The organism is Oceanimonas baumannii (assembly GCF_002245495.1).
Classification (GTDB): domain Bacteria; phylum Pseudomonadota; class Gammaproteobacteria; order Enterobacterales; family Aeromonadaceae; genus Oceanimonas; species Oceanimonas baumannii.
Window position 1 is genome coordinate 78,078 of record NZ_NQJF01000013.1, and the last position, 12,254, is coordinate 90,331.

12 protein-coding genes are annotated in these 12,254 nt (G+C 59.4%); 10 read left to right on the forward strand and 2 right to left on the reverse strand.

What is annotated here, in order from left to right:
- Positions 1-45: 45 nt before the first annotated feature.
- The 9 genes from B6S09_RS14950 to B6S09_RS14990 all read left to right on the forward strand — a co-directional run bounded on the left by B6S09_RS14950 (position 46) and on the right by B6S09_RS14990 (position 9,723).
- Positions 46-759, forward strand: coding sequence for a Slam-dependent surface lipoprotein (locus B6S09_RS14950; RefSeq protein WP_166670330.1), 714 nt, complete (start codon positions 46-48; stop codon positions 757-759).
- Positions 760-838: 79 nt separating this feature from the next.
- Complete coding sequence (locus B6S09_RS14955; RefSeq protein ID WP_094279301.1) at positions 839-2,317, forward strand: surface lipoprotein assembly modifier; 1,479 nt, start codon at positions 839-841, stop codon at positions 2,315-2,317.
- Positions 2,318-2,354: 37 nt separating this feature from the next.
- Complete coding sequence (locus tag B6S09_RS14960; RefSeq protein ID WP_166670331.1) at positions 2,355-3,665, forward strand: tetratricopeptide repeat protein; 1,311 nt, start codon at positions 2,355-2,357, stop codon at positions 3,663-3,665.
- A 103-nt stretch (positions 3,666-3,768) separates the two neighbouring features.
- A complete protein-coding gene (gene exbB, locus B6S09_RS14965; protein WP_243832852.1) occupies positions 3,769-4,797 on the forward strand; it encodes a tonB-system energizer ExbB in 1,029 nt (342 codons plus the stop codon).
- 3 nt (positions 4,798-4,800) lie between these two features.
- Positions 4,801-5,220: a TonB system transport protein ExbD gene (exbD, locus tag B6S09_RS14970; RefSeq protein WP_094279303.1), complete on the forward strand. Its 420-nt coding sequence runs from the start codon at positions 4,801-4,803 to the stop codon at positions 5,218-5,220.
- Positions 5,217-6,071 (forward strand): energy transducer TonB, encoded by an 855-nt coding sequence (locus B6S09_RS14975; RefSeq protein ID WP_094279304.1) that lies wholly within the window; start codon positions 5,217-5,219, stop codon positions 6,069-6,071. The genes exbD and B6S09_RS14975 overlap by 4 nt, the downstream gene beginning before the upstream one ends.
- 116 nt (positions 6,072-6,187) lie before the next feature.
- Entirely contained in the window at positions 6,188-7,036 is an 849-nt protein-coding gene (locus tag B6S09_RS14980; RefSeq protein WP_094279305.1) for an ABC transporter substrate-binding protein, read from the forward strand.
- Positions 7,037-7,072: 36 nt separating this feature from the next.
- Entirely contained in the window at positions 7,073-9,073 is a 2,001-nt protein-coding gene (locus B6S09_RS14985; RefSeq protein ID WP_208321760.1) for a TonB-dependent receptor domain-containing protein, read from the forward strand.
- Positions 9,074-9,138: 65 nt separating this feature from the next.
- On the forward strand, positions 9,139-9,723 hold the full coding sequence (locus tag B6S09_RS14990; RefSeq protein ID WP_166670332.1) for a PadR family transcriptional regulator: 585 nt from the start codon (positions 9,139-9,141) through the stop codon (positions 9,721-9,723).
- Between the two features lie 46 nt (positions 9,724-9,769).
- On the opposite strand, the gene B6S09_RS18665 is transcribed toward B6S09_RS14990, so the two are convergent.
- Positions 9,770-10,294, reverse strand: a complete 525-nt coding sequence (locus B6S09_RS18665) for a TetR/AcrR family transcriptional regulator (RefSeq protein WP_243832853.1) — start codon at positions 10,292-10,294, stop codon at positions 9,770-9,772.
- A gap of 4 nt (positions 10,295-10,298) precedes the next feature.
- Between B6S09_RS18665 and B6S09_RS15000 the strand changes: the two genes are divergently transcribed.
- Positions 10,299-11,312, forward strand: a complete 1,014-nt coding sequence (locus B6S09_RS15000; RefSeq protein ID WP_279586674.1) for a TonB-dependent receptor — start codon at positions 10,299-10,301, stop codon at positions 11,310-11,312.
- 28 nt (positions 11,313-11,340) lie between these two features.
- Here the strand turns inward: B6S09_RS15000 and B6S09_RS15005 are convergent, their stop codons facing one another.
- Entirely contained in the window at positions 11,341-12,093 is a 753-nt protein-coding gene (locus B6S09_RS15005; RefSeq protein ID WP_094279309.1) for a polyphosphate kinase 2 family protein, read from the reverse strand.
- Positions 12,094-12,254: the final 161 nt, after the last annotated feature.

A 12,254-nucleotide genomic window follows, 5' to 3' on the forward strand; every position in this document is an offset into this window, starting at 1 on the left:
GTTGGCTGCTCTTTATAACGTGTGTAGTAAATAATGGAGATAGAAATGAACAGAACAGTGCTTGCTATTGTTTTATCATCCACCATGTTTGCCGGTGCAGCGTATTCAGCGACCTTTGTTGGCACGCAAAGTGATAGTACCAACATTGAAGTGGGTACTTCCACTGTCAGTGCGCCGCCCGCCCACATTGCCGGCCGGGCGGGCATTGGCGGTGCCCGAGGTAAGGTCGACTTTCAGGGCTTGTCCAATTACGCTACATTGAATCAGGGAGTTCATCAGATTGGCAACCCCCATGGCGGAAGCTCAGCGGTTTACAGTTTTGCTCAGGTGGCCAGTCAGGATATCTGGTTTGGTGAGTGGTCCTCAGACGGCAACTTTACAGACCGCACCGTGTATTACATTGGTGAAAGCAATGTTAATACCAGTGTGCCAAGCAGAGGTACCGCCAATTATAACGTAAAAGGCGTTAATCACTTTGACGGCACTAACGCCCTGGCTGGCACCTTTACCGCAGATTTTGACGCGAAGACACTGACCGGCTCAATCAGCAACTCGGCTTTAACTGTATCTGTCAATGCAATGGTTAACGCTTCTACCGCCAGCTTTGGTGGTGGTGCAACAGCCACTGTCGGTGGTGTTGATACGCAAGGCTTAACCCAAGGCCACTTCTTTGGTGCCGATGCTGCCGCCCTGGCGGGTATTGCCACCTTTGCTGGCAGCAGCCAGCACGACACTGCCTTTGGTGGTGCCAAGCAGTAACGTTATTGGCTGATGTCATGTTACCGGCAGGTGCGGCTTGGCCGCCCCTGCCTGTTTGTGTTTGCCCGCCGGAAAGATTATGACTTCTCGTGTATTTCACCTTTACTTTCGGCCTGTGTTACTGGGGCTGGTGGTGTTTTTTGCGGCCGCCTCGTTTGCCGATCAGGATACTCAGCTCAGGCTGCAGCAACGCAATGCAGCCGGTGCCCAGCAAAAAGAGCTGTCTTTTATTGAGGAGGAGCTGGAAAAGGAGCGCCGCGCATCATCTGCCGTCAGCGACCCGCAGATAAGCAATAACGTGAACGAGCTGGGCCGGGCGCTTTATATGACGCTGCAACGCAAGCACTGGCAGCAGGTGCGGCAACTGTTGCCTGCCTATATTGCGCTGCCCGGCCACGACACCATGCTGGTGCATTACGCACAAGGTGCGCTGGCTCGGGTTAACGGTGATCTGAATGCGGCAGAGCAGGAGTATGCCACCCTGCTGCAACTGCAGCCCGACTTTCTGCCTGCCCGGCTGGAGCAGGCGCGGGTATTGTTTGAAAACAAGAAAAACGCCGACTCGCTGGCATTATTCGAGCAGATACTGGCGTCGCTGCCAGCCAATGATGAACGTGCCCAGGGAGTAAGAAACACGGTAACAAGCTTTGCCGGTGCCCTGCACTACCGCGATGCCTGGCAAGGCTCCTTCGCTATCGGCCCTGCTTATAACGACAATGTTAACCAGTCATCGGAAAGCGATACCTGCCTGCTGCTGCACAGCAGCGGGCTATGCCTGGTGGAGCGCAGCACTCCCAAGGCTGAAGCGGCACTCGGATTCGATTTTGACGGGACGCTTAACAAACGGTTTTCCCTGTCCGGGCACCACGGCATTGTGCTGAATAATCTGGCTTATGGCAGTCATTACCGGGATCACAGTCAGTACAATGAGCAGACCCTGGTCACCAGCCTGGGTTACAGCTATCAGAGTGCCGGCAACGAGGTGTCGGTGCTGCCCCGGTTCAAATATCACGCCTATGGCAACGACACCCTGTATGTGTCTGCCGGGCTCAAGCTGGGCTGGTTTCATCACCTGAGCCCGCAAACGGCCTTTCGGTTTGAAGCGGAAACCGAGCAGCTTGGCTACCGGCCACAGAACCTGGATTACCTGTCGGGCCGGCAATCGGCCGTTTATGCCACCCTCTGGCATCAGCTGCCCGGCCGCTGGCTGTTATTCGGCGGGCTGGATTATACCCACCGGGACAACGACCAGAAGGTGCATGCCTATCAGCTTTATGGCACCCGCATCGGGGTCAGCAAACAATGGGACTGGGGGCTGGACAGCGCCGTGTTTGCCTCTTTCAGAAAGCGCCGCTTTGGAGACTACAGCGCACTGCTTGGTGCCCTGCGGGAAGATGACGAACAAAGCTACACCCTGACCCTGGGCCTGCCCGGACTGACATTGGCCGGATTTTCTCCCGTGTTTACCCTGCGTCACCACAGGGTAGACAGCAATGTGGACTGGGTTTACAGCCATGAAAAAAACCAATACAGCCTCAAACTGGAAAAGCGCTTTTAACTTCCCGACTGTTTTTATGCGACCAAGGAGCCTTATTGTGTCTGTCCGTTCTTTGACCACCCCCCTGCTGTTGATGATTTGCATGCATCTGGCCCCGCTGGCCAGTGCCAGCGACTGGCAACACTGGCAGAACAAGGCCACTCAGGCTTATCAGGCCGGTGACTACCAGGCTGCCGAGGCGGCCATTCGCCGGGCGCTTGAGCTGGCGGAGCAAGGCGGTGGCAGCACCGGATATACTGCCGGCAGCCTGAATCTTCTCGCTTTTATTCAGGCCGACCGGGGCGAGCTGAATGCTGCCCTTGGCACCATGGAGCGGGCGGTGCGGCTGGGCAAAACCGCACTGGCCCGTCCAGGCGAGCAGCTGGCCGCGCTTTATTACAATCAGGGGATGTTGCTGCAGCAGGCCAACCAGCCCAAGCCGGCACTGGCGGCGCTGCAGCAGGCCATGAACGACTATCTGGCGTTGAACAGCAGCGGCAACGGCAAGCTGTGGCAGGCGGTGACTGCTCAGGGCCAGCTGCTGGTGGCAGAGCAGCCCGAGCAGGCCCGGACCTTGTTATTGCGGGCTTTGTCGGGGTTTGATGATAAGCCAGGCTTTACTCACCGGCCGCCGGTGCCGCATCAGGCACGGCTGGCTTATTTGCTGGGGCAGGCTCACATTCAGCTCGGGCAATATCAGGCGGCGGTTACCGATCTGGAGCAGGCCATTGAGCTGGCCCGGCAGGCTGGTAATGCCGGGTTGCAGCAAAACGGACTGGAATATCTGGCCAGTGCCTATGAACAACTGGATCAGCCACAACAGGCCGGCTCGGTGCTCGAACAAATTCTGGCACTCAGCGAGCAGCAACCCGCCAGCATGAGCCGGGTGATGCAGCTGAATGAGCTGGGCATGCAGTTGCAGCAGCAAAAACTATATGCCGATGCCGAAAGCCGCTTCAGAGAGGCGCAGCACACCCTGGAGTTGCTTAATCATACGCAAAGTGTGGAGCAGGCACTGGTGCTGGGTAACCTGGCGAGCGTTAAATTTGCCCAGCAAGAGCACAATGCGGCAGAGCGCTTGTTCGAGCAAAGCTACCGGCTTTATCTGGCGTACCCTCAGCGTCCTCTCAATGCCGCCAACACCGCTGCCTGGCTGGGCACCCTTTATTACAATCAGCAGGATTATCAAAAAGCCGAGCCGGTATTCTTGCAGGGACTGCAGTGGCTGGAGTCGGCTCCGGACGCGTCACCACAAAACCTGCTGGTGGCGCTGCAAAACCTGAGTGCGCTCTACAGCGCCTGGGGCAAAAAAAGCCAGGCCAGGCCTTATGCCCGCCGGGCGGGGGAACTTAAGAGTACTCTGAAATAGGTAAGTCGCTACCTGACTTGTTTTTCCGTTTTTTTACGGACTTTCCCTTCTCGTTCGGTGTAAAGGTCAGGGAAGGCGTTTAAACAGGTTAACCGAGGTAGTTATGAACACATGGATTCGTTATGGTATTGGCCTGACCTTGCTGGGGGCCAGTGCTCAGGTAATGGCCGATACCGCCGCAGACGTTCCTGCAGCCAGCACAGAGGTCGCGGCACCGGCTCCCGCCCAGGCTGAAGTGCCGGCGGCAAGCGTACCTTTAACTGAGGCGGAAAATGCCACCGGCACGGCAGACATGGATCATGCCGCCGGTGCCCAGACGCCTGCCGGCCAGAATGCCGGACCAAATACCGAAGCAAATTCGGACCAGCAGCATGGCGCAGGTCATGCCGTGGCGGGTGCCGATATGGTGGCGGCGCTGGGGCAGACGGACTTATCCCCCTGGGGCATGTATCAGGCCGCCGACTGGGTGGTCAAGTCGGTCATGATTTTGCTGCTGGTCGCGTCGGTTGTTACCTGGGCGGTGTGGCTGGGCAAACAGCTGCAACTGATGGTTGCCCGCCGCCGGTGCCGGCAATTGCTTGCTTGCGTGGTGAATGCCGACACCTTTGCCGAGGCGGAGCTCGACTGCCACACCGGCCGGGGCGGGGGCATGGCGCTGCTGGCAGCTACCCGCCACGAGCTGAGCCAGTCGGCCCGGGGGCCGGCCAGCGATGAGGGCATTAAAGAGCGGGTGCAGGCCCGGCTGGACAGAGTGCAGGCCGGCCTGGGCAGCGGCATGAGCAAGGGCACGGGGTTGCTGGCCACCATTGGTTCTGTGGCACCGTTTGTAGGCTTGTTTGGCACCGTGTGGGGCATTATGAATGCGTTTATCGGCATTGCCCGCTCACAAACCACCAACCTGGCGGTGGTGGCACCGGGGATTGCCGAGGCATTGCTGGCCACCGCCATTGGTCTGGTGGCGGCCATTCCTGCTGTGGTGATCTATAACCATTTTGCCCGTGCCATTGGCGGTTATCGCGCCCTGCTGGCGGATATGTCGGTGGCATTGCTGGTGCTGGTAAGCCGGGATCTGGATCGTCAGTCGGTGAACCAGGCGGCCAATACCGAAGTATTGCTGCGCAAAACGGGGTGAGCCATGGCCTTCAAGCGTTTTTCCAGCCCCGACGAGTTGCCGGACAATCACGATATCAACGTAACGCCCTTTATTGATGTCATGCTGGTACTGCTGATTATTTTTATGGTGGCGGCCCCGCTGGCCACCGTGAGCGTGCCGGTGGATTTGCCGTCCTCTAGCGCCGAGCCCACTCCCAAGCCCGATAAACCTTTTTATCTCACGGTGCAGGAAGACTTGACCCTGGTGCTGGGCGAAGATCAGCCGGTGGCACTGGAGCAGCTGTCTCAGGCTCTTGGTGTTTCGTTGCCCGACAAGGAGCAGCGCATTTTTTTGCGCGCCGATCAAAGCCTTAGCTATCAGAACCTGATGAAGGTGATGAACGCGCTCAGTGCCGCAGGCTATTTGCAGGTGGCGCTGGTGGGGCTGGAGGCCGCATCATGACGGTGCTGGCCGGACCTGGAGTGCCTCCCGAGAACACCGGCCGCTGGCTTGTGGCCGGGGTGTCATTCAGCCTGGCTCTGCACGGCCTGGCGGTGGCCGCCTGGCTATGGCAGCCCCGTCCGGTGCCCGTCCCCATGGCTCCGGCGGCGGTGCCCATGGTGGTCAGCATGGTGGGGCCGGTGACCTCACCCAAACCTCAGCCAATGCAGGACCCGGGTCCGCCTCAGCCAGAAATCAGCGCCAGCGCGCCGCCCCCGCCGGTGGCCGAGCCAGAGCCGGAAACGGCACCTTTGGTGCCGGCACCAAAGGCCGATAAACCCTCGCCGTTGCGGGCCAGTGAAAAAAAGCCCGAGCCCAAACCAAAACCCAAGCCCAAACCGCGCAAACCCGTTGAGCGCACGGTGAAAAAAGCCGAGCCCAAGCCCGCTCCGGTAACCGAGGCCAACTCACACAGTGAGCGGGCACAACAAAGCCAGCGCGCCCAGGCCGAGCAAAGCGTTAATGCGCCCCGGAGCGACAGGTTGTCGGCTCCCCGTCAGGGGCAGACCAGCGTGCAGCACAGAGCCGCCAGAATCAGCTGGCAGCAGAAACTGCATGCCCACCTTGAGCGGCACAAGCGCTATCCGCGCCATGCCCGCCGGCAGGGCAGGGAAGGCATGCCCCGCATCAGCTTTACCATGGATCGCAGCGGCAAGGTGCTGTCGGCCTCATTGGTGGGCAGCAGCGGCACTTCCTCCCTCGATAAAGAAGCCCTGGCCCTGGTGCGGCGCGCCTCCCCCCTGCCCAAGCCCCCCGCGGTGATCTCTGGCACACAGCTTACCCTGACCGTGCCCATCAACTTTTCTTTGTAATAACAACGTTTGCGCTAGCGCGGTTTGGTATTAATGAAATTAAATCAAAGCTGTTATTGATTGTGATTATCATTTAACTTATCTTTCGATAATTCGAGTTGGTCACCGTTGTAACCATGCTGTTTTTTCTTTTTCGCCCCATGCACACGCTGCCTGGTGTGGTGTTGCTGTGCTGGAGTCTGACGGCCTGGCCGGTGCCCAGAGTGGCGGTGCTGGATCCGGGTCATGCCGAGATTGCCCGCGCACTGGGTATGGAGCAGGCCATCGTGCTGTTGCCGGTGGATCCGGCGTTAAGTGACGGTTTTTCCCATGCGCAACACTACCGGCACCGCCCTGCCATTGAGAGCCTGCTGGCGCTGGAGCCGGATGTGGTGATTGGCGGTAACCCGGTTCGCGACCAGGTGGTGATCGAGCAGAGCCAACGCTTTGCACTGAGTACACACATGCTGGTCCGCACTCTGCCGGTAGATGAACGCATTCATGCCCTGGCCGGGATCCTGGGCGTGCCCGGGCGGGGGCAGGAGCTGGTCTGGCACATGCAGCAGGACTATGCCCGGGCGGCGGAGTTGGCTCAGGGCCGCCCTCCGGTGCGGGTGCTGCACCTTTCCAGCAACGGTGCCGGCGCGGGGAACGTAACCGGTGCCGGGGCGGGCACTCCTGCCCACGGTCTGATTGAGCGTGCCGGCGGCATGAATGTGGGTGCCGAGACCGGGCTGGAACGTTATCAGGTGCTGAGCGCCGAAGGCGTAATGCTGATGGCTCCCGAGGTGGTGGTGGTATCGGATCTGGAGCTGGCGGCACTGGGCGGGCTCACACATATCTGGCAGCGGGTGCCTGGCCTGGGTCTGACGCCCGCCGCCAGGCAACGCCGGCTGGTGGTGCTGGAACACAGCGCGCTTAAGTTTGATGCAGCCGGCAGTGGCCGGGCCACATTGGCCCTGGCCAGGGCATTACATCAACCCTGACAACTCATTTACCCACACTTAAAAGGATTAATGATCATGAGTTCTTCGCAGTCCCCCTCTCCGTTTGTTGTGATGCCGAGGCTGGCTCCGCTGAGTGCGCTGGTGCTGGGGGCGCTGGCATGGCCGGCGCTGGCAGACAGTGCGTATAGCGAGCTGCCCACCACAGTGGTGACCTCGGCAGCGGCGTCGGGTTATGCGGTGGATCCGGCCAGAGCACCGGCCAGTATTTCGGTGATTACCCGGGAGCAGCTGGAAGGGCGCTCCTACCGTGATATTACCGATGCGCTGCAGCGGCTGCCCGGGGTGTTTGTGGATGAGGGGCCATCGGGCAAGGGCGGTACCGGAGAGGTGTCCATACGTGGCCTGGACTCGAAATATACCCTTATTCTGGTGGACGGCGTGCCGCAAAGCTCCCGTCAGGCCTATTACAACGGTAACGGGTCCGGCGCGGAATTCGGCTGGTTGCCGCCCATGTCCGCCATTGAACGCATTGAGGTGATCCGGGGCCCCATGTCTACCCTTTATGGCTCCGATGCGCTGGGTGGCGTGATTAACGTGATCACCCGCGGTGCTGCTGCCAGCTGGGGTGGCACAGTAAACCTGGATACCGTGATCCAGGAAGATTCGGCCTCGGGTGATCAGCAGCAGTCCCAGTTTCGTATGAGCGGGCCGGTTACCGATACGCTGGCCGCCACCCTGACGGGCTCCGTGCTCAACCGGGATGAAGATGCCATTAAGAGCGGTTACCGGGGCTATGACAGGCGCGATGTCAGTGGCCAGCTGGACTGGGAAGTGAACGATGCCAACCGGCTGGTACTGGAGCTGGGTTACGGCACCCAGGAGACCGAGGGCAGTGCCGAGAAAACGGGCCGTAACAGCCATCTTGATACCCGCCGTCAGCGCCAGACCCTGCGCCACACCCTGACATGGGGTGATAACCTGGCGACCCGCAGTTATATACAGCGCACTGAAATGCGCCAGAACGACAGCAGTTATCGTTCCACTTATGAGCGGCTGACCGCCAATACCTCTACCGTGATCCCGCTGGAGAACCATTTGCTCACCGTGGGCGCAGAGGCGCGCGAACAAAGTACCGAGAACCCGGATCGCGGGTATGGTGAACAAAGCCTGAAACGCTGGGATCTGGCCCTGTTTGCCGAAGATGAGTGGTTTTTGACCGATGAATTGTCGCTTACCGGTGGTGCCCGCTGGGTGGACGACGAGAAATACGGTTCCGAGCTGGTGCCGCGGGTGTATGCGGTATACAACCCGGGAATGGGGCTGATCTTTAAGGGTGGCGTGAGTGCCGGTTACCGTACTCCGGATCTGAAGCAGGGTGACTCCAACTGGATTGAAGGCGGTGGCGGCCCAAGGTGCCCGGACTGTCGCGATGTGGGTAATTCGGATCTGGAATCGGAGAAGAGCACCAGTTATGAGTTGTCGGCGCAATGGCAGTCCGAGGCGGGGCTGGCGCTGGGGGCAACGCTGTTCCATACCGATTTCAGAGACAAGATTGAAAAGCCCATTGTGTGCGATACCCGTGATGGTGATCCCGTGTGTCTTTATCAGGGGGCGCCCTACACGGCCATCTATCAGTATACCAATGTGGAGAAGGCCGAAGTGCGGGGAGCCGAGCTGACCCTGAACACCCCCCTGGGTGAGACTCTTAATCTGGATGCCAGCTACACCTATACCGACAGTGAGCAGACATCGGGCAAAAATGCCGGCAGCCCGTTGAACGATCAGCCCCGGCACCGGGCCGCTCTTGGCCTGAGCTGGCAGCCCGTTGCCACCACCGAGCTGTGGTCTCAGGCCCGCTACCGCGGAGAATCGGCGCAGGTGGCCGGCCGCCGTGGTCTTTCCAAGGCCTATTCCGGTTACACCATAGTGGACGCCGGTGTCCGCTATCAGCTGACCGACACCTTTGGCATTTATGGCGGGGTGTACAATCTGTTTGACCGGGACGTGAATAATGATGAACACGGTCGCCTGCTGGAAGGGCGGCGCTATAATGCCGGTATTAATGTGACCTTTTGAGGCATTGAGCGATGCCGGGGGTGGGGGAGGTTCCTTCACCCCTTTTTTTGTTTCAGGCGTGTGTCATGCAAAAAACCGATGCGAACTCTTCCTTGCCGGATCCGGGCCTGCCGCTGGGCATGCCGGCCACCCGCAAACTTTCCGCCGATGAGCTGGGCCTGATGGTACTGCTGCTGTTGAGTCAGCATCCCCGTTACGGCAGTGAACTGGCCGATGAACTGGCCCGGCTGTCCCGGCACTTTTACCGGCCCAGCCCGGGGGTGCTTTATCCGCGGCTGGCCAGCCTGAGCAAACAGCAGCTGGTGCAGCAACGGCGGGAAGGCAGACGCAAGTATTACCAGATCACCAGTGCCGGCCAGCTCTTTCTCGATGAGCACCGGTCCCGGGCCGAACGGATTGCTGAACGTCTGCGCCGGGCCGGCCGTAAACTGCTGCATATTCAGGCCGCTCTGGCTGAAACCGGCAGTAATGAAAACACGTCTCTGCCCATGGCTCAGGAGCTGCTTACCGCCCGCATGGACATGAAAGCTGCCCTGTATGAAAGCCGCCACCTCGGCTCGCGAGGCCAGCAGGAGGTACTGACCATTCTGCGCGAGACGGCCAGCCGCCTTCGTGACTGTATACGCGCGCACACTGACCACGACAACTAGCTTTCCTGTCCCTGTTTACTCTGGTGCGGACAGGTGTCAGCGCCCTTTACGTCTTCAGCAGAGCAAGTGCTCCTACGATCAGTGCACGCATACCTTCCGTGAGCTCTGCTGCCATTTCGGCTTCATCTATCTGGCTGTCTGTGTCTGAGATGCCGGGCTGGCCGGCGACCGAATACACCGCATCGGTAACGGCGATGCAATGAAAGGTGATGGTTGCGAGCAGCCAGCGTGTCTGTGTCTTTGACAGGCCATAGGTTGCCGCCACGGCGTTGTGATGGGCGTCTATTTTGGCAAGCATCGGCGCGGTGGCGGCTGATCGGCGAATCAAATAGGGTGCCAGACCCGGATGATTTTTCACGAAAATGCTGACTTCATCGGTGAAATGAAACAAATACTGCTGTAATTCCTTACCGCCCGGTCCCGGTGGGGAAGGGAGTTGCCAGCGGTGGAAAATCTCTTCGGCCACCAGATGCTTGAGTGCCTCCAGGCTGGCAACGTGCTTGTAGAGCGCCATATGGCTGACTCCAAGAGCGCTGGCGACCCCGACAAAAGTGATATTGGGCAGGCCCATGCTGATGCCGGCATCAACGATACGTTCGCGGGTGATTGTTCTGGGCCGTCCGCTAGTCGTCGTTTTGCCTGCAGACATTATCACGAATATTTATCGTCCGGTCTGGGGGGATGTCAGCACCGTCTTTAATGCCCGGCCAATTACCCAGAGAGAGCTGGAGCTGACCAGTTTCGGGCTGGCTGACACCCTTTCATTTGCGCAGGACAGGCTGCACCTGACGCTGGGGCTGCGTCACCAGAGGGTCGTGCAGGATAGCTTCTTTGGCCCGGACAGCATTCCCATCAGCAGCTACGATGAAAGTGCGCTGACTCCTGCCGCTGCCGTGCTGTTTGAGCTAACCGATCAGGTTTCTGTCTACGCCAACTACATAGAAGGATTAAGCCAGGGGGCCAGCGCGCCGTCGACGGCGAGCAATTCCGGCGAGACCTTTAAACCCTACAAAACCAAGCAGAAAGAAGTGGGTCTGAAGTTTGATCTCGGTGAGTTTGCCCACACCCTTAGCTTTTACGAGATTACACGCCCTAGCAGTTACACGGATCCGGTGACCAATGTCTTTTCATTTGGCGGCGAGCAGCGTAACAGAGGGGTGGAGTGGGGCTTCTTTGGCTCACCGGCAGAGCATGTCCGGCTGATGGGCGGGGTGGCTTATGTGGATCCGGAGCTCACCAAAACGGCGGGCGGCATCAATCAGGGGAAACAGGCCACGGGCATTCCCAAACTGCAGGCCAAACTCGGGGCTGAGTGGGATCTTCCCTTTGTGCAGGGGCTGACCTTAACGGGTAACGCCAGTGCCGTCTCCCGGCAGTATCTGAATGAAGATAACTCGCTTTCGTTACCGGGACGCACGCTCTACGACCTGGGTGCTCGCTACAGCACCCAGGTGAGTGGCTACCCGGTAACATGGCGCTTGAATATCGAGAACCTGACCAATAAAGCCTATTGGGCCAAGCCGCATTACACCACGCTTGCTCTGGGTGCACCCCGGACGGTCATGCTGTCGGCCACGGTGGGCTTCTGAGGTGAACAAGCAGGGGGGTCCCCTGCTTTTAATCTGTCGGCTGCGAATCGTGATGCTCAGGGTGAAAAAAACGGCGAATGTCTTCCGACGGACCCGGCGGGGTGGTATCCAGGCCCTTGCCCAGTTCTTCAATCAGCAGCCGGAAGCAGCTCATGCGGGCCTGGTGCTTGTTGTTGGCGTCCACCCGGAACCAGGGCGCAGCGTTGTGGTGAGTATGCTCCAGCAGATCGTCCCGGGCCGCCTGGTATTCGGGCCAGCGGTTCCGGTTGCGCAGATCTTCCGGGGTCAGTTTCCACTGCTTGGCGGGATCCCTGAAACGGGCTTCGAAGCGTTCCAGCTGGGTATCGGCGCTGATATCCAGCCAGATCTTGACCAGCTGCACATGCTCGGCGGTAATGGCTTGCTCGAATTCGTTGATCTCCCGGTAGGCCCGCTGCCAGGCATCCGGCTCGGCAAAGCCTTCTACCCGCTCAACCAGTACCCGGCCATACCAGGAGCGATCAAACACTGCCCAGCGACCCTGCTCGGGAAGCCGTTGCCAGAATCGCTGCAGCCAGTGTTGCCGCTGCTCGCGGATATCGGGAGCTGCGATGGGCCAGACGCTCAGCCAGCGCGGATCCAGACACCAGCCCAGCCGGCGGATTACTCCTCCTTTGCCGGCGGCATCCTGGCCTTCGAACACGATCACCGCACTTTTTCCCTGGCGGCCCATGGCCTGATGGATCAGTGCCAGCTGCTTTTGCAGCGGTTTGAGCTCGTCCTTGTCACGTTGTTTATTCATGGTTGTTCCGGTGGTGGAAGTGAGTGGCCAAAGGGCTATTTAAGAGTTTCACTGGAAACCATTCAAGTGTCTTGTGTGCAATGGCCTCCGTCTTTTCCGGCACGATGGCCAGCGGCGGTTGTTACCGGGGAGCTGAGAAAGCTATGCCATCTGCCAGAATG